A 21,315-nucleotide genomic window follows, 5' to 3' on the forward strand; every position below is an offset into this window, starting at 1 on the left:
TTCTCCATCATTTAAAACACCCTGCACAATTTTTTCTAAATCCGCATTACCTTTTCTCGCTCCCAAACCGTTAATCGCACATTCAATTTGTCTGACTCCACAGGTTAAAGCGGTAAGGGAATTTTCTACCGCCATACCCAGATCGTCATGACAGTGAACTGAGACGATCGCATCGTTAATATGAATAACTTTGTTAAATATATTTTCCAGAAACTGGGCAAATTGTTCGGGTAACATCAAACCCAAACTGTCGGGGATGCTAATAGTTGTGGCTCCACTGTTTATCGCCACTTCAATTGATTTACACAAAAAATCCAGTTCGCTTCTAGTGGCATCAAAAGCGCTCCATTCTACATCATCGCAGTAATTACGCGCCAAGGAAATACTATCTTTGATGACTGCCAAGACTTCCGCTTCACTTTGTCTAGATTGATTGCTCAGGTTAACATTAGTGTAAGTGTGAATTCTGGCTTTTGCTGCTGGTGCAAGCGCTTGGGCAACCGTTATGATTTCCTCTCTATCTGAGCTTGCCAATCCGCAAATCGTCGATGTTTTAATTACTTTCGATATCTCGAATATTTCCTCAAAATCTTTTTCATACCTGCCAGGATAACCGACTTCGATCGCATCTACGCCCATTTGCTCTAACAGTTGAGCGATGCCAATTTTTTCCTGAAGGTTCATTTTTACACCAGGCGTAAGCTCTCCGTCACGCATGGTGGTATCGAAGATTACGATCTTGTTATTTGTCGCTAACATATAGCGTAGGCGAAAGTAAAAATATTATTATACACCAAAGCTTCTTCTTCCCCTAACCCCTAACCCCTAGCCCCCAGTTATACTTAAGAGTGCATCTTTAAACAAGGGTGGTTAAAAATGAAAGAGCGTAAAATAAACGATCCAGTAAAAAAGAAAATTGTTGAAGATGTGCAACGAGTTGGTTGGCACGTTATGGCGGTAGGGGCAGATCCGGATAACATGAAACCGGGTTTTGCTTATTCGATCGGCTTATGGCAATCGTTCCAACATCCGGAAATTATTATGTTTGGATTGCCATATCAAACGATGGGTCACATTATTAACGATATCGGCAGTTATGTGAAAGGTGGCAAACTTATAGTGACGGGTCAACCTTACTCAGATTTTATCCAAAACTACTCGATTATTTTTGAAAGCGTGGCATCAGCTTGGTGTGTTGAGTACTTGCGTTTTGCTATCTGGTTTTACGGTGAAGAAGATACCTTTTCTGCTTTACAATGTTTCTGGCCTGACAAAGCAGGCAAATTTCCTTGGGATGCCGATTTTAATGACAAATTAATTAGCTATCAACCATTGTTGTGCGGCTAAGTAAACAGAAAGAGGAAGAAATCGCTTTGGCTTAGGAAGGGCGATCGCAGCGTACTTTCTTCCTCTCTATATATAAGACTGACAAAATTAAGTCAAGTCGTCACTAAATTTTGACATCGCTAATCGTTTTGCAAGGAGCTGGGCGAGCAACAGTGCGACGAGCGCGAACCGGCTTTTTCGGGGTGCTTCTTACTGTGCTTGTTGGGCTTGTTGAGCTAGCCGAGATGTTTGCTGACTGACTGGAATTTTGATTGACCGAGTTGCCCTTACCGGTAACATTAGCTTCTTGGGTGTTGGTTTGAACAACCGCGTTATCGCCACCACTGCGGTTTTGGCAGCAAGGCTCGGAAGTAGGGGTCGCGAATGCAGCAAGGGGAAGCATCCCCAGGGTGGTAGCGGTCAAAATACCCACTATATAGGATTTTTTCAGCATTTTTCCAAAGTTTGCGACAGTATTAATCGAGCTGGTGATGGAGTTGGTGGTGGTCATGTCAGTTTCTCTCTGTATAAATTTGCTGTTGGTGAAGGTAGTTGAAATTTACTTTCGCTGTTCCGTAACCCTCTCTTACCCTCTGAAACTATTTAACTAAGCCTCTGATAAACTCGTCAAGTAATTTTACAAAACTTCACATAACTGCCTTTTTCTGTAAGTCGTCCAGAGATTTCAGAGGGTTAAGGAGTAACCCAGAAACCCAAGAAACCCGGTTTCTTTAAGAAACCGGGTTTCTGTGTGGCGAAAAGGGCTGTAACCGTACAAAGGAGGATAAAGGAGGAAAGCTCTGAGATGTATCCCACGCCAAATTCAAGATTTTGGGCCGACAATTCGTCTCATAGGATACGATCGATCGCGCCAGCTTAACGGGAGAGTGTCGCGCCCCCATTCCTGCTACAAGCAAAGTTTAACAACCTTTCTTGCAGACCAGTCGCCGGATGCCAAGAATCGCTGACAGCTTGGTAAACAATCTTATTTTCCGACTCAAATTCACCCTGGAACTGGACAAGCAATTGCTGATTTGTACAATTGCCTTGAAGTCGGTAATATTGAGCTTCCGGACTAGCTACTTCAAAAACTATAGTCTCACCCTCACGAACTAACCGATTGATATTCATGTACCACGGAAATTGTGTCAGATATGGATTTGCTGTAGATAACTGAATCGCAGTTCCTGGCACTTCTACCCATGCAAATTGTCTGTTTGCTTCAACAGTCGGTTTAGCTTTGGCTGACTGTGCAATTAAGAGAGAAACTGCTGCTATTAAAATAGAAAACCTTTTCACGATCTTCTACTCCCTAAATATCAAATTATGAAAGTACAAACAAAAAGCCGAATTACTTTGGAATCGATTCTAAAGGTATATCGAGAATTTCGTACTTTTGCCAACCAACTGCATCGAAATGCCACCATTCTTTTGACAGAGGTATAAACCCTCGTTTTTGCATCGCTTGTTCCAGCAAAACACGATTTTCGATCGCTTGGGCGCTGGCACCTCTGTATTTCCTATGCGCTCGCGGTGTAAAATTATCGAATTCGGTCGGCATTTCTAATTCTTGACCATTGCGATCGACCAGCGTTAAGTCTACTGCTGCACCGCGATTGTGCTTTGACCCCCTTCTCGGATTCGCCACATAAGGACGCGCTGACGGGATTTTCCACATAAGCTTTTGTACTGATAGCGGTCTGTAACAATCATAAACTTTCAAACCCAAGCCCTGTTTCTCCAAATCTTCTTGAACTTTTGATAGTTTTAGCGCTACTTCCCTCCTCAGCAAGCATCGCGCCACCTTGTAGAGTTTTGTTTTGGTGAAATTATTTTCTGTAGCATAACGGATGTCTTGCACTATGTTGCTATTAATAGTCTCCATATCAACCAATTCGGCGTTATTTGTTTTTTGAGAATTCGGAACTTTTGCTTGTGGCGTTGGACTCGGTTTTGGGGGAGCGTCAAGATTAACGCTGGGTGTATTTTTTACTGTGGGGGTTGGACTCACACTTGCAGTATTCGTTGTCGGCTCGAACTTCTGACACGCAAAAAATAAAGCCACTAATACAGTAATGGTTATAAATTTTACCCATCTCTTCATATAAAGAAATTCGCTCCCGGTTTGTTTTATAAATCCACCTCTTGCATATTATCCGCAAGTCCTTTCAAACTACCCAAGCAATCAACCAGTAGCTCGCGATTGAGCGAATTGTACTTGGTTTGGCCATCTTTTCGCGTTTGGAGTAACCCCGCCTCGGTCAACGTCCTGGAGTGGTGACAAAACAGCGCCAGACTAATCCCCACTTGATTGGCTATCTCGGAACTGGCGATCTCCTCACGCTCAGCAAGCATCTCCACGATCCGCAATCTTGTCGGATCTGAGAGAGCTGCAAAGATTTTAGCGCGTTGTTCGATGTCATTTTTGGCCATGAGAGAGGTTGCGATCGCCTCAGATCTGTCCTTGTTATTTGTGTTCGGTTTCGATCGTCCTACCTCTATCTTACGTCTGTTTGGGACTTTGTTAAATACTTAAATAACCACTTGACTTTCTGGAAAAACCCATTTAACATAAAAGTTAAATGGTTGTTTAACTACTGAACTGTGGCTGGATCGATCCGGACGTCTCCACGACCGGAGAGTCGCTGCAAAAAACAAGGAAAGGAGGCTTTTACCCATGTCTGACAACTCCAAATACGTCACCCTGACAGATGACAATTTTCAGAGCGAAGTCCTTGCCAGCGCGGTTCCAGTTGTTGTAGATTTCTGGGCTCCTTGGTGCGGGCCATGTCGAGTCATCGGGCCATCGATCGCAGAATTGGCAGCTGATTTTGAAGGTCAAGCCAAGGTGGGCAAGTTGAATGTCGATCGGTGCGATCGCACCGCCAAAGAGTACAACATCCAAGCTATTCCAACTTTGCTCTTTTTCAAAGATGGTCAAGTTGTCGATCGCCTGACTGGTGTAACTCCAAAGCAAGCGCTTGCCGACAAAATCAACGCCCTACTTCAGGAAAAAAGCTTAATAGCTAATGGCTAATTGATGATAGTTCATAGTTCATAGCCTATGAAGTAAATCAACCCGGTTTCTTAGCAAAATTTTGGGTTTAACACTTAAAAAATTATGCAGAAACCGGCTTTCTCTCCCTGTCGTGCGTACATCCAGAACAAATTACCAAATGGAGATGCAATCGATGATCGCGAACGTCAATCTTTTTACACCATTTAAACTCGGTCGTTACGAACTGCCAAACCGAATTGTCATGGCTCCCTTAACGCGGATGCGTGCTGGTGCGGGAAACGTTCCAACTTCTTTAAATGCTACTTATTACGTACAAAGAGTTTCGGCTGGCTTAATTATTGCCGAAGCAACTCAAATTTCTCCTGAAGGCGCTGGATATCCCAACACTCCAGGTATTTATTCAGCAGAACAAGTTGCCGGGTGGCGACTGGTAACAGATGCAGTCCACGCTCATGGGGGACGCATTTTTTTGCAACTTTGGCACGTCGGACGAATTTCTCACCCATCCCTACAACCGGGGGGAGAACTGCCAGTTGCACCAAGCGCGATCGCACCCGAAGGCGAAGCAATTACCCACGATGGGCCAAAACCTTTCGTAACGCCACGTGCATTAGAAACAGCAGAAATTCCCGGAATTGTCGAACAATATCGTCAAGCAGCAGAAAACGCACTCGCCGCTGGTTTTGACGGCGTAGAAATCCACAGCGCCAATGGTTATCTGCTCGATCAATTTTTACAAGATGGTACAAACAAACGCACAGACAAATATGGCGGTTCGATTGAAAATCGCGCTCGTTTGCTATTAGAAGTAACAGAAGCGGTTGTGAGCGTTTGGGGTGGCGATCGCGTCGGCGTGCGTCTCTCCCCCAGCGGTACATTCGGTAGTATGCACGATTCCAACCGCGAGGCATTATTCACCTATGTAGTTTCTGCCCTCAACCGCTTTAACCTCGGTTATCTTCACATTGTCGAACCCAGGATTAATGGAAATATCACTGTTGAAGATCGCGTCTCAAATTTAAACACCAGATATTTCCGTGCCATTTTTAACGGTACCCTGATGACAGCAGGCGGTTACGATCGGGAAGAAGGAAATGCTGTTTTGGCTGCTGGCGATGCAGATTTAGTTGCTTACGGTCGATTATTTATCGCCAATCCAGATTTACCAGAGCGTTTTGCGCTCAATGCACCTTTAAACAAGCCCGATCGATCGACTTTTTACGGTGGAAACGCTTCGGGATATATCGATTACCCAACTCTTGCACTACAGACTGCATAGAATTGCTGATTTGTAATGGGTAAATGCTGAAAATTACAGATCGTTACCCATTACTCCTAATCGATTGAGATTTTCCATTTGCCGCCCAATACTTTTAGTGTAGTTTGGTCATCGATTGACAAGCCCACGTTTTTCGATTTCCTTCACGACAGCAACTGCATTTGCAATTCCATCTTCAGCTTGGATTTTCGCCCCCAGATTAGCTGCACGTTGACGCATTGTGCGATCGCTCACCGCCTGTTGAATCGCTTGTGCAAGTCGTTCAACTGTTAGTAGCTTACGTGGAATCGGTGCTGGCCCAACACCTAATTCCGCTACGCGCTGCCCCCAAAAGGTCTGATCGCCAAAGAATGGAATCACAATCGAAGGAACACCTGCCCTGAGACTGGCGGCTGTTGTACCAGCACCGCCATGATGTACGATCGCTGCAACACGGGGAAACAACCAGGAATGAGGTACAGAATCCACAATAAAAACCGTATCCGGTAAATTTTCTGCACGCAAACCATCCCAGCCTGAGAGTAATATGGCACGTTGTTGAGTTCTTGCCAGAGCTTGTAAAACGAGATCGGCAGTTTCTTCCGGCTTTCGATTGCTCATACTGCCAAACCCAATATAAACAGGAGGCGAACCGTTTTGCAGAAACTCCATCAAAGCTGAAGATGGAGTCCAATCAGATGCTGAATCTAAAAACCAATAACCGGTAACATGAGTATTGCCATCCCAATCAGACGGTTTGGGTATCACTGATGAACTCAAACCGTAGAGAATGGGAGAATTATGCAAACTAGGAGAATTGTATGGCCCCCAAAACGGGGCTGTCGGTAAGTCCAGCACCTGCTGTCGCGCTAAGTTATCGGCTGTGCGAAATCCCTGCCATAGTATTTGTCGAATTAAATGATGAGATAATCGATTCACAGCACCTCCCAGTTTGGATAGGGACTGAGGAAATAAAACACCGGGAAAAGCTTTTGTGGCTGTAAAAGGAACGACGTAAGCTTGAATCAATGGCAGCGCCAGTTTCTCTGCCAGGGAGATAGCAAGATAGAGTCCTCCAATACCAGCAATCAGCAGATCTATTCCCTGACAGGCAGCTAAACCTTCCTCAGCTAAATTAATAGTTGTGCGTTGAGCTTCTTTTGCTGTCCGTGAGGTAATGGCAAGAAAATTCCCTTTCTCCAAAAGCTCGCGCATTTCTTTGCTTTCGATAATTTCTTGCACATTACCCTTGACAGGCCAAAATTCTAGTCCGCAGGAACTGACTAGCATTTCAAAGTTTTTATATGTTATTAATCGCACGACATGACCGGCTTCTTTTAAGCCTTTTCCCAAAGCAACATAAGGTTGAACATCTCCTCGACTTCCCAGTGCAATAATCAAAATGTGCATATATGACCGCTCCCTTTCGGTATGATTGGTGTGATGTTTTAAGGCAATTAGTGCGGCTTGGGTGCGCTTACCACGCCAAGCATTTGGGGAATTGTTCTTGGAGATGTAATATAACTTTCTCCCTCACAAATTAATTGTGTAGAACCGCCCCCATCTAACATGATTACTTTATCAGCCCCAAAACTTCTGAGCGTCTCAGTTGCGTGTGCTTGAGTCGCCGCTGTAGAGTTAAAAATTAAAACTGTTTCGTAAGTGCCGTTAGAGTCGCGATCTTTAACGCCTACAAATGTCCTACCAACTTCTTTGTTGATAGATTTATCGGCATTTTCATGCAATCCTACAATCAAATTTGGTGCGGCAGATGAGTAAAGAGAGCTTCTGCCGTTGAAGGTTGTTATGTCGGCGCGATCGCTATTTATTTCCAACATTAACTTTTCTGTGGGATATTCACTTTCTCCCGCATATCCATCGCTGATAACTTTGCCATTAACTTTCACTGGAAAGGCTAAATTTGTGGCAGGTTGGCTGTTAGTGCTGAAGAATTGACCGTTAGTTATACAAAAAGCATTTGGATTGGATGAATTTAAATTTAACCATGCTTGGTTGAGAGTTTGGCGTTGCATTTGCGGGTCGTCTCCTCCGTAAGCACCTTGCTTTTTACCAGCATTGGTAATATCTCCATTCAGCAATTTAACAGATGCACCTTTGCTCAAATCAACTATTTGTACATATTCTGTATTTTTTTGGTAAAGCGTAACTCCTTTAGTAGTTTTAACTGCATCAAATCCAGGCGGAATTACAGAAGGGGTAGAAATTTGCTCTGACGCGCTTAGTATGTTATTGGAGCAAAGGTACGCAAAGAAAAGAGAAATAAAAATTTGCTGTTTTAGGTTTATAGTAAAAAATGTTTGCATTTGCATTTGTTACAGATAAGCGCGAGCGATGCGTGACGGCACCGTAAATTAATTATATGATGTCCGGTAGCATCGGTTGCATAAAAAAATCGCGTTCTTATCTGCGTTTATCTGCGTTTATCTGCCTAATCTGCGGTAAAATTTTCACCCCTAATTCCCACAGACAATATTTCGCTTCACTCATGTACTACCGATGCAACCGGACACTATATTATTGCTTTTTCGGAGAATCGATCGCCCGTGTCTAACCCACCCTACTGTTTAGCATAAGAAATCCGTAATATCCGTATAAAACAAAGCTAATCTTTTTTGTCGATCAAACTTTTCCATTTACCCTCTGATTTGCCAATTCAACTGCTAACCGCAATGCTGCTTTCATACTGGTAGCATCGGCAATACCCTTACCCGCAATATCAAACGCCGTGCCGTGATCCGGGGAAGTACGGATAAATGGCAAACCGATGGTAGTATTTACAGCCCGATCGAATGCCATTAACTTGACCGGAATCAATCCTTGATCGTGGTACAAAGCTAAATAACCATCAGCCGCAGGTACTTTTTCCCCTTTGCCAAACCAAGCTTGACCCGGTTTCACCCACATGGTATCCGGCGGCACAGGGCCATCTAGAATTGTCTCAGGTCTGCTCTTGCGTTCTTCCTCCAACCAGGGAATTAACCAATCCAGTTCTTCCCGTCCCAATTGTCCCTGTTCGCCACTGTGGGGGTTTAATCCAGCAATGACAATTCTCGGTTTTGCGATCGCAAAATCTTGTCGCAAGCACTCCACCAGCAAATCCAGTTTCGCACTCATCAACTGCGGTGTCAGAGTATCGGCTACTTGACGCAGAGGAATATGTGTGGTAACGAGTAGAGTGCGAAGAGTCCAATCGGTGTGAGGCGATTGCGCGACAAACAACATCCCGAACCGCCGCACGCCAGCCCGTTCTGCCAATAGTTCTGTCTGACCGGGATAATCGTAACCAGCAGCTTTCCATGCCGATTTAGCGATCGGCCCAGTGACAATAGCGTCAAACTCACCGGAAAGAGTGTGTGCGATCGCAGTTTCCATATAAGCAAAACTCGCCGCACCGCTAGCAGCATTACCACTTCCAGCGGCAATCTTACCCAAATCCGCATCCAAATCCACATTTAGGATCGATAAATCGGCTGTATTTGCCAAAATCTGCCTACATTCAGCCGAATCAGACAAATTAAGATAAATTTTTTCTAGTAGCGATCGACTGCCCACCACCGTAATATCGCAATCTTGGACAACTTCTGGATCTGCCAGCGCCTTCAGAATCACCTCCGGCCCAATGCCAGCCGGATCTCCCAGAGTGACAGCCAAGCGGGGACGCCGACGATCGTCTTTGAGCTTAACAGACATTTGCTCAGACAAATTTTTTCCAGCTTTCATTTTGCCTGCCTTGCACCTGGGTATCTAACATAAAACGTCAAACTACCTTTGCGAGTCTGACGCGCTTAATGATAATTTATCCCCAGTCTAATTTTTTACGACACTGGTATGAGGTGACCGATCGTCATCCCAGCGAACTCGATCGACATAGCAAAGGAGCATTTTACCAATGAGCGGCGAAATTTTCAATGCAGCTATTTTATCCGCCTCCCTCGTCCTTGTGGGTTTAGCGATGGGCTTTGTCCTCTTAAAAATCCAAGGAGTTGAGAAATAGAGGGAATAGGGAATAGGGGCTAGGGGCTAGGGGAAGAGAAACGGGAGAGCGGGAGAGCGGGAGAACGGGAGAATAAATCTATTCCCTATTCCCTATCCCCTCTCCCCTATTCCCTAACCCCTAACCTCTAACCCCTGAATTCTGATAATATCTTAGAGAAACATTAAGATTCATTACTAAATTTCTGGATGAGCTTATTAATCGTCGGTTCCACAGGCACCTTAGGAAGACAGGTAGCCCGTCGCGCCCTAGATGAGGGACATGAAGTACGCTGCTTAGTCCGCAGTTTCAAGAAAGCGGCCTTTTTAAAAGAATGGGGCGCTCAACTCGTGTCTGGGGACTTGTGCGATCCTCAAAGCCTACCGCCTGCATTGGAAGGCGTCACAGCAATTATCGATGCTGCCACTGCCCGACCCACAGATTCCCTGAGCATCAAACAGGTAGACTGGCAAGGGAAGGTAGCCCTGATCCAAGCCGCCAAAGCCGCCGGAATAGAGCGTTATATATTCTTTTCGATTCTGGATGCAGAAAAATATCCTGACGTACCCCTGATGGATATCAAGCGATGTACGGAACTGTTTCTGGCAGAATCCGGTTTAAAGTATACTATTCTGCGACCCTGCGGCTTTATGCAAGGGTTAATCGGACAGTACGCCGTTCCCATCTTGGAAAAACAAGCAATTTGGGTAACAACCCAAACTACTGCTGTCGCTTACATGGACACCCAGGACGTGGCTAAGTTCGCCGTTCGCGCCCTCTCCGTTCCCGAAACGGAAAAAGGTACTTTTCCGGTAGTAGGCACACGAGCGTGGGGTGCTGATGAAATAATTAACTTGTGCGAACGCTTGTCTGGGAAAGAAGCAAAAGTAACCCGCCTACCCCTGGGGTTATTGCGTACTACTCGCCAAATCGCCAGGTTTTTTCAGTGGGGCTGGAATTTAGCCGATCGCCTATCCTTCGCAGAAGTTTTGGCCTCGGATAAACCCCTTACCGCTTCAATGGAAGAAGTATATACTGTATTCGGTCTCGACCCCCAAGAAACCACAACCCTGGAAGCGTACCTCCAAGATTACTTCAGTCGAATTTTGAAGAAGCTGAAAGAATTGGATTATGAACAAGCTAAAACTAAAAAGAAATCAAAAAAAAGAGCATTAAGATTTTAAACGAACGGTATGAAGACAAAGATAATTTTCCCAAGTTGCTGATAGGTTTATTGTTACGGGTTCGTGGCGTAACAGCAACGCATCCCTAACCATTAGCCATCAGCAGCCCTCTTAACTAGAGTGACGTTCGTTTTCAACTCCTTTTTCAATACATCAACTTTCAATCCGAAGCTGGACTTCTTTGCGTGCCCAAAGTTGGGATTATATACAACGACGTTAAACCTGTAGCTTGTCGCCTTGCTACAGAGTTAAAAAACGATTTGACTGCTGCTGGTTGGGATGTCTTAATGGCGACTGGTGCAGGCGGTATTCTGGGCTACTCGCGTCCCGAAGGCCCAATTTGCCACACGCCGATCGAAATGCTAACACCTCCAGATTTCGACGAGGAAATCACCTTTGCAGTGGTGTTAGGCGGAGACGGCACAGTTCTGGCGGCATTTCGTCAGATCGCACCCCTCGGCATACCCCTGCTGACTGTCAATACCGGTCACATGGGGTTTCTCACAGAGACTTACGTCAACCAATTGCCGCAAGCGATCGAAAAGATTCTCGTCGGTGAATACGAAATTGAAGAGCGAACCATGCTGACGGTGCGCGTGTTACGGGAAGAAACCGTTTTGTGGGAGGCGCTTTGCCTCAACGAAATGGTCATTCACCGAGAACCGCTCACCAGTATGTGCCATTTTGAAATACAGGTAGGCAGGCACGCAGCGATCGACATTGCCGCAGATGGGGTGATTCTCTCCACTCCTACAGGTTCGACAGCCTACGCTCTCAGTGCCGGTGGCCCGGTGATTACGCCCGGTGTACAGGTCTTGCAATTAGTGCCGATCTGCCCTCATTCTATGGCTTCCCGCGCATTGGTATTCGCTAACAGCGATCCGGTGACAATTTATCCAGTTAATCTGGAACGCTTGGTAATGGTAGTTGATGGAAATGCCGGGTGCTACATCCTACCAAGCGATCGCGTCCGGGTAGAGCGATCGCGCTACCGGGCCCGCTTCATCCGCTTACAACCGCCGGAATTTTTCCGCATTCTGCGAGAAAAATTAGGCTGGGGTCTACCCCACATTGCCAAACCTACTTCTGTCGAGCTCCCTTAGCCAAATTTTAGATTTTAGATTTTAGATTGGATCTGGAACCTAAAATCTAAAACCATAAGGAAGTATCATCATGAAAAAAAGATTGTGGGTTTTGTTATACAGTGTAGTTTGCAGTCTTTTTTTTGTATTGCTTTGTCAAGCACAACTACCCTCTCAGCAAATAGATGCGGTCGGAATTGTACTTTTAAACCCACAGGGACAGAAGAGATTTGAGCCGATCGGTTCCGCTGTCTATCTCGGAGAGGGAATTGCGCTCACCAATTGGCACATAGCCACTAATGCCGCACTCCTAATTTTGCAAGGAATCGATGTAAAAACCGAAGACCAACTGCTCAGCTATCAGATTAACCGCACTGACAATGCGCGAATTAATGATTGGATTTGTTTGGTTGCACCAAATGCCGATCGACTCAACCGCGATCGCAAGCCATACAGAATCAGCGCTACAAATACCGAAGGCTGTATTCCCTACAACCTAACGCAATGGCAGGCATTTCGGCCATCACAACCGCAACCCTCATCCTTGAGTCCCACCGTACCGATGAAGCAACTGCTGTTTCTAGACCGCGACCTGGAAGTAGCAGTTGTGAAACTAGATACTCACCAATTCGATCGCATCGACCTCTCACCCCCCTGTCTGGAAAGTAAACCGATCGAGCGAGGCGAACAACTCACCATTAAAAGCCATGCTTACGGTCGCTATCCGGCAATAACAGTCACCGCCACCGTACAAGATAACAAACCCGCGTTGCGGATCGACCCCGATCCTCGCGTTCCCGTCGAAAATCGCTACGCTGCTATGTCGATCGTCGCTATTCTCCCTCACGGAGAAGCGGATGCCGTCGGGCCAGGTTCGTCGGGAGGGCCAGTATTCAACCGTCAAGGCAGGCTCGTTGGGCTAGTATGGACAGGACAAGACCTTCCTGATGGTACTAAAGAAGTTTGGATTACACCAACATCAGTTTGGTTACCTCAACTTCAGCAGGCGGGTATACCAGACGAGAATTTACGCACAGTTTTAAATGCGTCTTGTCCAGTTAGATTGTCCTAAAACATATGAAAGCGAATATTCGATCGGGTATTATTACTCATAAGAGCAAGCCCCACAGCGATCGCCTATCTTCTGCCTATATGAGTAACGTTACCCTCAACCAAAATCCTCGCGTCTTGGTGATCGAAACCGACGAAACTCTAGCACAAAACGTCAGCATCGATCTCAGAGAATCAGGTTACGAAGCTGTCATAGCTTACGATGCCACAATCGGTCTGCTACGAGCCAAGGAACTGGAACCCGATTTGATCGTCGTAGACCGAATGTTAGCAGGAGAATCCGGGCTGAGTTTATGTCAAAATCTCAGGCGTGCGGGAAATCGATCGCCCGTGTTGCTGCTGATGGCTCGCGATGCGGTCGATGACCGGGTGGCTTGTCTGGAAGCAGGAGCGGATGATTATTTTCTCAAGCCTTACCGAACGGAAACGTTTTTGAAGTTAGTGCGTTTCTATCTCCAGCCAGAAAAAGACGGCTCCGAACAGTTACGCTTTGGCGACCTGGCTTTGGATCTGGGTACTCGCAGAGCCCTACGCAACGGACGGACGATCGATCTGACGATGAAGGAATACGAGCTGCTCAAGTATCTCATGGAACATCCCCGCGAAGTCTTGACCCGCGAACAAATTCTCGAAAATGTCTGGGGCGACGACTTTATGGGTGAATCTAATGTCATTGAAGTTTATATTCGTTATTTGCGTCTCAAAATAGAAGATGAAGGCGAAAAACGCTTGATTCAGACTGTGCGAGGTGTTGGCTACGTTTTGCGAGAAACTTGAAAGGAGGGGTTAGGGGCTAGGGGTTAGGGGCTAGGGGAAGAGGAAAGGGAAGAGGGAAGGGAAGAGTTAGTAAGGAGCGATCGCTAAGTGATTTTACGAAGAAATTGGTTGGGAGTGCTGCTGTTGATTTTGGTCATGGGTTGTTCGCCGTTGGGGCCAGCAACTTCTGCCGCACAGCAGTCGGTTGTCACAGAACAAGTAACGTCGCAACCTACAGATAGCAAGGAATCGCAGACAGATTTGAGCCAAATGCTGCCAGTTTCAGCTACAGCTAAGATGGGAGAAGAGGTAATCGAGCTGGAAGTAACTCGCACCCCGGAACAACAAGCGATGGGTTTGATGTACCGCACCGCTTTGCCAGATAACCGGGGAATGCTGTTTGAGTTTCAGCCCGCGCAAACCGTCAGCTTTTGGATGAAGAATGTCAAAATTCCACTGGATATGGTTTTTTTGCGGGAAGGAGTTATCAAAGCGATCGCTCTCAATGTACCTCCCTGTACCAGCACTCCCTGTCCGACTTATGGCCCAAACACGCTCATAGACCGAGTGATCGAGCTGCGTGGCGGACGTGCTGCGGAACTCAAGCTCAAAGTCGGCCAGCGGGTGGAAGTTCGGTTTTTGCCACCAAACTCAGTAAATCCCAGTTTATCGCAACCATAACTTTGAAAAAGTTATCAAAGTTACTGAAAAATGTTAATATTTTTATCTATCTTGATAAACTACTGTCAGAAATTGCTAAGCTATCCAGGCAAAAGCAAGTTTGCAATGCTCTTGTCCCTGAAACGGGCAACTCCGATAGGAAGTGCTAGCTTCAGGAACCAGTAGCATCAAAGTCAAGGTGAATTACTTGTTGAATAAAAAAACTATCTTCTATCTGGGTGCAGACATGGCATTGAAGTTCTAGCAGCGTTTTTTAAACTTAGCTATATTTCTAAAAATGCCGCTATGTCTAGGTGTGAGGCATAAGTGCAACTATAAATTCTTCCCTTGTTATAGGTGAGGGTCGTTAGGGCCTTGGAGTAGGAGACAATCAACAAGAAAATATAAAACCTTGATATAAGCCGATCGGCTTAAAGTAGGGTATTGGCGCATCAAAAAGCGCTGCTTAGGTAGGGAAAAACCTTGCACTACTAAGCTTTGGGTTTAATTTTCTCGCAAATTCGACTTAGGATTTCCCTTCGCGGATTGACTGCGAAGTTTGTCTGAGAAATTATACCTAGAAGCGTTCTTTTTGCCTTTGCACCTATCTGACAAAAGAGGTATGGCAAAAAAGTACAGTGACAGCAGAAACACTGTCTATCGACTGATTAAAGTAGCAAGTTCTCTATCGCAAAATGGTGTCTTAAAGAGGAGGTGAAAGTAGGAATGGCACCTGCAACTTATTCACAATTCATTCGCTTCTTAGAAGAAGAATTAGCGATTTCGTCTGCTTCTATTTCAATTGCGTTGAAGCACCGGGAACACGATCCGGGGCCTTTACCAATGATTCTTTGGCAGTACGGTCTGGTAACCTTGGAAGAACTAGATCGAATTTATGACTGGTTGGAAACAACCTAAGTTTTAACCTATCACCAAGGAAGGAGCTGGCTTTCATGTCAGAAGAATTATCTCCCAGTGCGGAACGATCGCATGGGCTTGTCCCCTTGAGTTGTATTTTCCATCTCACCTTTGAGAGCGGGTCTGATATAGAGCCCGCTCTTTTAATTTGTGACTTTTTTTTGAATTTAATAGAAAGCAACTATAAAGTAATTGCAAACGATATTACCTGTTTGACTGTAAAAAAACCGGAAACGATATTAGAAGTGTATTAGTCATAGATAGCTGGAATAAGTTAGGCATCCAGTGTTTATTATTTCAATACAAGGTTACATATTATGGTTTGGCAACAGTCTTCCCGACATTTTGCAACTTTAACGCTCGCCCTAACTGTGGAGTTACTCACCCTGACTCCTCTGTCAACGCCAGCACAATCTCAAGGCACTTCGTCAAGCCAAAATAGTTGGGAAGTAGGCGAAACATCCGCTTATGACCCTCCACCCAATATAGGTTCGCCCACCAGAAAAGAATCAGGGGCCACCCGCAACCCCGAAACCTGTTCTAGGCGAGAAGTACGTCCCAATCCGCCCCTAACTGCGCTGATACCGAAAAACACTGACTTGGGAGTAACGGTGGCAGAACGTCCCACTTTCTTCGCCTATATTCCGCAAACTTCTGCACAAACGGCAAAGTTTGTTTTGCAAGATGAAGACGATAAACAAGTTTACTCGACAACTTTCAGTATTACCAAAGTACCCGGTGTTGTCAGCTTCCAACTTCCCGATACAGCACCGAAACTACAAAGTGGCAAAACTTATCAGTGGACTATGGCCATAGTTTGCCCGCCCAAAATTGACGGCTCTCGCGAGGAGCCTGGTGTATACGGTAAAATTTGGGTAACAAAACTGCGATCGCCCATTGCCAACGAGCTGGAGAAAGCGACACCGCGCGATCGCTTCCAATTGTACCGTCAATATAAAATTTGGCACGACGCTTTGACAACTCTAGCCGAACTGCGCCGCGCCAACCCCAACGACGCACAGTTAACAGCAGAGTGGAAACAATTATTGGCATCTGCCGAACTGAGCGAATTTGCGGAAATTCCCGTTTTCGGTCAGTGATAAAAATAGGACTTACGCAAAGAAACCGGGTTTCTGGCTTCGGCGTGCAGATGGGACAAATTCGATCGAACGGGGGAGCTGGTTCGCGCTATTGTAGAGACGTTGCACGCAATGTCTCCACGATAGCCAAACCGCTCCATCATGCGTCACCCGATTTTGGATTTTCGATTTTCGATTTTGGAAGATCTGGGCAATAATCGGACGGATCTGGAAATTCGTCAAAATTTTTTGATTATTTCCCGTGAAATGGGAGGCTTGAAACTTGTTTTTTTCGGTCATCTTAAATTTTGGTTTCGCCTCGTGACGGCTCTATTTTTTCTCGTAAATTGCCAACCAACCTCAGCACAAATCGTCCCCGATACCACTCTCCCCAATAATTCGATCGTCACTCCCTCTGGCAATACCAGCCTCATCGAGGGAGGAACCCAAGCTGGAAGCAATTTATTTCACAGCTTTCAAGAATTTTCCGTCCCGAATGGCGGTACGGCTTTTTTTAACAATACTCTGGATATTCAAAATATTATTAGCCGCGTTACCAGTAACTCTATCTCTAATATTGATGGCTTAATCCAAGCCAACGGCACTGCTAACTTATTTTTACTAAACCCCAACGGTATTATTTTTGGCCTTAATGCCAAATTGAACATCGGCGGATCGTTTTTTGCCAGTACTGCGTCCGCGCTCAACTTTGCCGATGGTACGCAGTTTAGCATTTCCGGTACGCAAACTCCTCCTTTGCTTACCGTCAGTATACCGATCGGCTTGCAATTCGGTGGCAATCCCGGAAAAATTACCGTACAGAATTCTCAAATCCAGGTTTCTCCCGAAAGAACGCTAGCGCTAATCGGCGGCGATATCAGCCTAATCGGTGGCAATTTAACCGCACAAAGAGGACAAATCGATTTAGCATCAATCGTTACTGGTAATTGGTCATTAATCGATAACCAACAAACTGCCACAAATAATTATGGAGATATTCAACTATCCCAAAAATCTACAGTCGATGCCAGCGGTTCCGGAGGTGGTAACATTCAGGTGCAAGGTAGGCAAATCAGGCTTACCGACGGTTCTCAAATTAAAGCAAATACTCAAGGAGGAGAACTGGGAGGTAGCTTAACAGTAAATGCTTCCGAATCTGTAGAAGTAATTGGCAGATTAGCCGATGGCACCCCCAGCGCCTTGCAGGCGAGAGTCGAACCGGATGCTACAGGGGGTGGTGGTAACATAACCATTGCGACCGGACGCTTGCGCGTCGAAGGTGGGGCGCGTGTAGCGGCTTCTTCCCTTACAGAAAAACCTGCAAACGCGGGAAACATTACCATTCGCGCTAGCGATGCAATAGAAGTAATTGGTGTGGGAACAGTACCCCAACAAGAACAAACTGTAATCCAGCCGAGTGCGATATCGACTCTGACAACTGGTGCAGGTAAAGCCGGTAACTTGGAGATTGTCACCGGGAGATTGATTGCACAACAGGGAGGACAGATATCAGCTTCTACATCGGGAAGTGGAGATGGGGGAACTTTGAAGATTACTGCCGATCGCGTAGAATTGAGCGATCGCTCCCCTGATGGTAGCCTCCCCAGCGGTTTGCTGGCTAGAGTGGAATCGGGAGGAACCGGAAACGCAGGCGAGTTAAACATTCAAACTCAAAGTTTGCGCGTTACCGATGGCGCAAGAGTAGCAACTGCTTCTCAGGGATTGGGAAATGCCGGAAATTTGACAATTCAATCCACCGATACAGTCGAAGTAACTGGAGTGGGGAACAACCCCAATGGTACTCCCAATCCCGCGCAAATATCTGCCTCAACTACAGGTAATGGTAAAGCCGGTTCTTTAACTGTTCAAACGAGAAGATTGATTGCTCAAAATGGCGGTCAGGTAGCAGCTTCCACCTATGCAGTCGGCGATGGGGGAACTTTAAACGTCACTGCGGATGAAATAGAATTGAGCGATCGCTCTCCCGATGGTAGCCTCCCCAGCGGTTTGCTGGCTAGAGTAGAATCGGAAGCAACCGGAAATGCCGGCGAGTTAAACATCCAAACTCAAAGTTTGCGCGTCACCAATGGCGCAAGAGTAACAGCAGCTTCTCAAGGATTGGGAAATGCCGGTAACTTAAATATTCAATCCACCGATAAAATCGAAATAACTGGAGTTGGCAGAAATCCTAACGGCGATGCCAATCCCGCGCAAGTATCTGCCTCAACTGCGGGATCTGGCAAAGGTGGTTCTCTAACTATTCAAACAGGAAGATTGATTGCTGAAAATGGCGGTCAAGTATCTGCTTCCACATTTGGAAGTGGGGATGGGGGAACTTTGACTGTTAATGCAGAAGAAGTGGATTTGAGCGGTCGATCGCCCGACGGCAGTTTTCCCAGCGGTTTGTTAGCTAGAGTGGAAAATGGAGCGACAGGAAATGCCAACAACCTTAATATTAACACGAGACGCTTGAGCGTTAGAAATGGCGCAAGAGTGGCGGCTGCTTCTCTGACTCAAGAACCTTTGAATTCAGAAACTCAGGGAAAAGCAGGAAATTTAATTATTCGAGCGACGGATGAGGTAGAAATAACTGGTTTGGGAAGGAATCCGAATGGAGATCCGAATCCTACACAAGTATCTGCTTTGTCTGTAGGAACTGGAGATGCTGGCACTTTAAATATTCAAGCCGATCGATTGAGAGTTAGTGATAGTGCGGAAGCGATCGTCAGCAGTACAGGTTCCGGAAATCCAGGTAACCTATTAGTAGAAGCTACCTCGATCCTGATTAACAATCGAGCTGCATTGCGAGCTGAATCTGCAACTGGTAAAGCGGGAAATATCGAGATGCGATCGCGGGATATTCAACTCCGCCTTCAAAGTAGAATATCTGCCGTTTCCGCAGCAGGAACCGCCGAAGGAAATATCAATATTACTACAGAGACATTAGTCTTACTTGAGGGTAGCGAAGTCAGGACTGATGCTGTCAATCCGGAAGGAGGAAGTAATATTTCGATCGCACCTCCACCTGGTTTAGGTTTGGCAGTATTTCAATCTACCGATAGTATCATCAAACCCAGCGGCGAATTGCGCGTAGAAGGTGAAGTACAAATTAGCCCTCCCGATATCCCTCCAGTTGAGTTTGTTGACACCACCGGATTGATTGCCCAAGCTTGTCCCGCAGACAAGGGAGGCAGTAGCTTTTTTGTCACCGGTCGCGGCGGTTTGCCCCCCAGTCCTGACGAGCCTTCCAGCGGCGATTTGTTTTGGGAAGATTTACGCATTCCGGGAAATGGCAAACCTTCAAACCCACCTGCAATTCCCAATAAAATTATAGAAGCTCAAGGTTGGATAATTGGCGACAACGGCGAAGTTATTCTCACAGCAGAAACACCTAAAATCACATCGCACCGAACCGCTCTGACGCCACCAGAATGCAAGTAGAATTAAACATTAAACATTAAAAATAATATGCTTAAAAATATTTTTCTACTTTTACTTGCCACATCCTTATACCCCATCCGAAAAATCAGCTCCTTAGCGACCAACCTCTGTATTTCTCTTTATCTGCGTTCATCTGCGTTCATCTGTTATCATCTGCGGTTAAAAAAAAATCCAAAATACTTTTCAAATAAACCTAAATTCAGATCCCTTTTCGCCATACTTTTAGGCTTAGGAATAGCACTTTCGGTCAACTGCGTTATGCCAGATGCAGTTTTATCAAAACAAACCCTTATAAGTCAAACCAATCTATCCTCAGAACCAAGACAATTACTGCAACAAGGTAAACAATTATACGAGGCAGAACAGTTTGCGGATGCTCTGAGAATATGGCAGCAAGCAGAAGCAAACTTTGTTACCAAAAAAGATGTAATAAGTCAAGCTTTAGCACTAAACTTTATATCTTTAGCTTATCAGAAACTAGGAGAATGGGAGAAAGCGAAAAGTGCGATCGCATCCAGCCTGAACCTCCTACAAACAGTCCCCAATAACAACAACCAAAAAACCCCCATCCTTGCCATTGCTTTAAACACTCAAGGTCGCTTACAATTGTCTTTAGGACAACCGGAAGACGCGCTGATTACCTTGCAACAAGCGACATCTGCATACACGCAAGCTGGTGATGAAATTGGGATTACAGGTAGCACTATTAACGTTGCTCAGACTTGGCAAAGTTTGGGCTTTTATCGTCGCGCTTCTAAAACATTAGCAGACTTAGAAAAACGTCTGCAAAATCAACAAGATTCTCCACTTAAAGCAAAGGGATTGCTGACGCTTGCCAACACTCTCCGCATCAATGGTGATTTAGCTAAATCTCTAGAATTATGTCAGCAAAGTTTGGCAATCGCCCAACGTTTGCAATCTCCTACCGATATTAGTATCGCTTTACTCAACATAGGCAATACCGAAAGAGCATTGGCGAAAAGATTAGAAGAATTAGCAGAAGATGTAGAAGATACAGAAAAAATTGAGAAGAAAAATAAAGCGGCTTTAGAATATTACGAACAAGCGGCAACTATATCCGATTCTGGAAATACTCGGCTTCAGGCACGCATAAATCAAATGAGCTTATTAGTGGAGACAAAGCAAAACTCAGAAGCTCAGGAGTTATGGCCGAAAATTGAATCGGAAATTTCCCAATTACCTCTAAGTCGAAATAAAATTATCGCTCAAATTAATTTGTCTGAAAGTTTGATGAAGATGTTAACGGGCAGTGGTTTAGAATTAACATCTGACAAAGCACAAATTAATCAAGAAATTGCCAATATTTTAGCCACAGCTATTCAGTCAGCCAAAAATATCGGCGATAAGCGCGTAGAATCTTTTGCTCTTGGCAATCTGGGTGGATTGTACGCACAAACTAAGCAATTGAATAACGCCAAAGATTTGACTGAGCAAGCTTTGCTTTTGGCGCAAGCGAGTAATGCGCCGGATATTGCTTATAAATGGCAGTGGCAGTTAGGAAGATTG

Annotated in this window: 22 protein-coding genes; 14 read left to right on the forward strand and 8 right to left on the reverse strand. The window is 45.5% G+C overall.

The features are described from left to right. Nucleotides 1-759: 2-isopropylmalate synthase (locus H6S82_RS01885; protein ID WP_191055990.1), on the reverse strand; the 759-nt coding region annotated here is incomplete at its 3' end. 117 nt (nucleotides 760-876) lie between these two features. Here H6S82_RS01885 and H6S82_RS01890 point away from each other — a divergent pair. Further along, nucleotides 877-1,347 carry a DUF4262 domain-containing protein gene (locus H6S82_RS01890; protein ID WP_190467769.1) on the forward strand — a complete coding sequence of 157 codons (471 nt, stop codon included), beginning with the start codon at nucleotides 877-879 and terminating at the stop codon, nucleotides 1,345-1,347. Between the two features lie 103 nt (nucleotides 1,348-1,450). On the opposite strand, the gene H6S82_RS01895 is transcribed toward H6S82_RS01890, so the two are convergent. The 4 genes from H6S82_RS01895 to H6S82_RS01910 form a co-directional block, all read right to left on the reverse strand. Then, on the reverse strand, nucleotides 1,451-1,837 hold the full coding sequence (locus H6S82_RS01895; protein WP_190467766.1) for a hypothetical protein: 387 nt from the start codon (nucleotides 1,835-1,837) through the stop codon (nucleotides 1,451-1,453). Between the two features lie 365 nt (nucleotides 1,838-2,202). After that, nucleotides 2,203-2,625: a hypothetical protein gene (locus H6S82_RS01900; protein WP_190467763.1), complete on the reverse strand. Its 423-nt coding sequence runs from the start codon at nucleotides 2,623-2,625 to the stop codon at nucleotides 2,203-2,205. 52 nt (nucleotides 2,626-2,677) lie between these two features. Next, nucleotides 2,678-3,337, reverse strand: a complete 660-nt coding sequence (locus H6S82_RS01905; protein WP_322111945.1) for a M15 family metallopeptidase — start codon at nucleotides 3,335-3,337, stop codon at nucleotides 2,678-2,680. A 119-nt stretch (nucleotides 3,338-3,456) separates the two neighbouring features. Then, entirely contained in the window at nucleotides 3,457-3,759 is a 303-nt protein-coding gene (locus tag H6S82_RS01910) for a metalloregulator ArsR/SmtB family transcription factor (RefSeq protein ID WP_190467758.1), read from the reverse strand. Nucleotides 3,760-4,003: 244 nt separating this feature from the next. On the opposite strand from H6S82_RS01910, the gene trxA reads away from it, so the two are divergent. Both trxA and H6S82_RS01920 read left to right on the forward strand, forming a co-directional pair. Continuing rightward, on the forward strand, nucleotides 4,004-4,363 hold the full coding sequence (gene trxA, locus H6S82_RS01915; RefSeq protein WP_190467755.1) for a thioredoxin: 360 nt from the start codon (nucleotides 4,004-4,006) through the stop codon (nucleotides 4,361-4,363). 154 nt (nucleotides 4,364-4,517) lie between these two features. After that, a complete protein-coding gene (locus H6S82_RS01920; protein WP_199315399.1) occupies nucleotides 4,518-5,624 on the forward strand; it encodes an alkene reductase in 1,107 nt (368 codons plus the stop codon). Nucleotides 5,625-5,732: 108 nt separating this feature from the next. Here the strand turns inward: H6S82_RS01920 and H6S82_RS01925 are convergent, their stop codons facing one another. The 3 genes from H6S82_RS01925 to pdxA all read right to left on the reverse strand — a co-directional run bounded on the left by H6S82_RS01925 (nucleotide 5,733) and on the right by pdxA (nucleotide 9,314). Continuing rightward, nucleotides 5,733-7,013 (reverse strand): glycosyltransferase, encoded by a 1,281-nt coding sequence (locus H6S82_RS01925; protein WP_190467752.1) that lies wholly within the window; start codon nucleotides 7,011-7,013, stop codon nucleotides 5,733-5,735. 47 nt (nucleotides 7,014-7,060) lie between these two features. Then, nucleotides 7,061-7,933, reverse strand: coding sequence for a phosphodiester glycosidase family protein (locus H6S82_RS01930; protein ID WP_206756843.1), 873 nt, complete (start codon nucleotides 7,931-7,933; stop codon nucleotides 7,061-7,063). Nucleotides 7,934-8,243: 310 nt separating this feature from the next. Next, nucleotides 8,244-9,314 carry a 4-hydroxythreonine-4-phosphate dehydrogenase PdxA gene (gene pdxA / locus H6S82_RS01935; protein ID WP_190467840.1) on the reverse strand — a complete coding sequence of 357 codons (1,071 nt, stop codon included), beginning with the start codon at nucleotides 9,312-9,314 and terminating at the stop codon, nucleotides 8,244-8,246. Between the two features lie 199 nt (nucleotides 9,315-9,513). On the opposite strand from pdxA, the gene H6S82_RS01940 reads away from it, so the two are divergent. The 11 genes from H6S82_RS01940 to H6S82_RS01990 all read left to right on the forward strand — a co-directional run. Then, nucleotides 9,514-9,618 carry a PetM family cytochrome b6-f complex subunit 7 gene (locus tag H6S82_RS01940; protein ID WP_190467747.1) on the forward strand — a complete coding sequence of 35 codons (105 nt, stop codon included), beginning with the start codon at nucleotides 9,514-9,516 and terminating at the stop codon, nucleotides 9,616-9,618. Between the two features lie 188 nt (nucleotides 9,619-9,806). Beyond that, entirely contained in the window at nucleotides 9,807-10,781 is a 975-nt protein-coding gene (locus H6S82_RS01945; protein ID WP_190467744.1) for an SDR family oxidoreductase, read from the forward strand. A gap of 185 nt (nucleotides 10,782-10,966) precedes the next feature. Further along, nucleotides 10,967-11,884 (forward strand): NAD(+) kinase, encoded by a 918-nt coding sequence (locus tag H6S82_RS01950; RefSeq protein ID WP_190467741.1) that lies wholly within the window; start codon nucleotides 10,967-10,969, stop codon nucleotides 11,882-11,884. Between the two features lie 70 nt (nucleotides 11,885-11,954). Next, nucleotides 11,955-12,935, forward strand: a complete 981-nt coding sequence (locus H6S82_RS01955; RefSeq protein ID WP_190467738.1) for a serine protease — start codon at nucleotides 11,955-11,957, stop codon at nucleotides 12,933-12,935. Nucleotides 12,936-13,015: 80 nt separating this feature from the next. Next, nucleotides 13,016-13,711, forward strand: a complete 696-nt coding sequence (gene nblR, locus H6S82_RS01960) for a response regulator transcription factor NblR (protein WP_190467837.1) — start codon at nucleotides 13,016-13,018, stop codon at nucleotides 13,709-13,711. Nucleotides 13,712-13,801: 90 nt separating this feature from the next. Further along, complete coding sequence (locus tag H6S82_RS01965; protein ID WP_322111946.1) at nucleotides 13,802-14,371, forward strand: DUF192 domain-containing protein; 570 nt, start codon at nucleotides 13,802-13,804, stop codon at nucleotides 14,369-14,371. A gap of 705 nt (nucleotides 14,372-15,076) precedes the next feature. Continuing rightward, nucleotides 15,077-15,268, forward strand: a complete 192-nt coding sequence (locus H6S82_RS01970) for a DUF2949 domain-containing protein (protein ID WP_190467735.1) — start codon at nucleotides 15,077-15,079, stop codon at nucleotides 15,266-15,268. 35 nt (nucleotides 15,269-15,303) lie between these two features. Continuing rightward, a complete protein-coding gene (locus H6S82_RS01975; protein ID WP_190467731.1) occupies nucleotides 15,304-15,522 on the forward strand; it encodes a hypothetical protein in 219 nt (72 codons plus the stop codon). A gap of 63 nt (nucleotides 15,523-15,585) precedes the next feature. Next, complete coding sequence (locus tag H6S82_RS01980; RefSeq protein ID WP_190467728.1) at nucleotides 15,586-16,368, forward strand: DUF928 domain-containing protein; 783 nt, start codon at nucleotides 15,586-15,588, stop codon at nucleotides 16,366-16,368. Nucleotides 16,369-16,509: 141 nt separating this feature from the next. Then, nucleotides 16,510-19,788 carry a filamentous hemagglutinin N-terminal domain-containing protein gene (locus H6S82_RS01985; protein ID WP_190467725.1) on the forward strand — a complete coding sequence of 1,093 codons (3,279 nt, stop codon included), beginning with the start codon at nucleotides 16,510-16,512 and terminating at the stop codon, nucleotides 19,786-19,788. Nucleotides 19,789-20,046: 258 nt separating this feature from the next. Then, the coding region (locus tag H6S82_RS01990; RefSeq protein ID WP_191055991.1) for a tetratricopeptide repeat protein at nucleotides 20,047-21,315 on the forward strand (1,269 nt) is incomplete at its 3' end.

Origin of the sequence: Planktothrix sp. FACHB-1355, assembly GCF_014748295.1 — a bacterium.
Classification (GTDB): Bacteria; Cyanobacteriota; Cyanobacteriia; order Cyanobacteriales; family Aerosakkonemataceae; genus Aerosakkonema; species Aerosakkonema funiforme_A.

Bases quoted from the DNA above. Each gene is read 5' to 3' on its own strand.
- H6S82_RS01890 (WP_190467769.1), top strand. From the start codon at position 877: ATGAAAGAGCGTAAAATAAACGATCCAGTAAAAAAGAAAATTGTTGAA.
- H6S82_RS01895 (WP_190467766.1), bottom strand. From the start codon at position 1,837: ATGACCACCACCAACTCCATCACCAGCTCGATTAATACTGTCGCAAAC.
- H6S82_RS01910 (WP_190467758.1), bottom strand. From the start codon at position 3,759: ATGGCCAAAAATGACATCGAACAACGCGCTAAAATCTTTGCAGCTCTC.
- trxA (WP_190467755.1), top strand. From the start codon at position 4,004: ATGTCTGACAACTCCAAATACGTCACCCTGACAGATGACAATTTTCAG.
- H6S82_RS01920 (WP_199315399.1), top strand. From the start codon at position 4,518: ATGATCGCGAACGTCAATCTTTTTACACCATTTAAACTCGGTCGTTAC.
- H6S82_RS01925 (WP_190467752.1), bottom strand. From the start codon at position 7,013: ATGCACATTTTGATTATTGCACTGGGAAGTCGAGGAGATGTTCAACCT.
- H6S82_RS01930 (WP_206756843.1), bottom strand. From the start codon at position 7,933: ATGCAAATGCAAACATTTTTTACTATAAACCTAAAACAGCAAATTTTT.
- pdxA (WP_190467840.1), bottom strand. From the start codon at position 9,314: ATGTCTGTTAAGCTCAAAGACGATCGTCGGCGTCCCCGCTTGGCTGTC.
- H6S82_RS01940 (WP_190467747.1), top strand. From the start codon at position 9,514: ATGAGCGGCGAAATTTTCAATGCAGCTATTTTATCCGCCTCCCTCGTC.
- H6S82_RS01945 (WP_190467744.1), top strand. From the start codon at position 9,807: ATGAGCTTATTAATCGTCGGTTCCACAGGCACCTTAGGAAGACAGGTA.
- H6S82_RS01955 (WP_190467738.1), top strand. From the start codon at position 11,955: ATGAAAAAAAGATTGTGGGTTTTGTTATACAGTGTAGTTTGCAGTCTT.
- nblR (WP_190467837.1), top strand. From the start codon at position 13,016: ATGAGTAACGTTACCCTCAACCAAAATCCTCGCGTCTTGGTGATCGAA.
- H6S82_RS01970 (WP_190467735.1), top strand. From the start codon at position 15,077: ATGGCACCTGCAACTTATTCACAATTCATTCGCTTCTTAGAAGAAGAA.
- H6S82_RS01975 (WP_190467731.1), top strand. From the start codon at position 15,304: ATGTCAGAAGAATTATCTCCCAGTGCGGAACGATCGCATGGGCTTGTC.
- H6S82_RS01980 (WP_190467728.1), top strand. From the start codon at position 15,586: ATGGTTTGGCAACAGTCTTCCCGACATTTTGCAACTTTAACGCTCGCC.
- H6S82_RS01985 (WP_190467725.1), top strand. From the start codon at position 16,510: ATGCGTCACCCGATTTTGGATTTTCGATTTTCGATTTTGGAAGATCTG.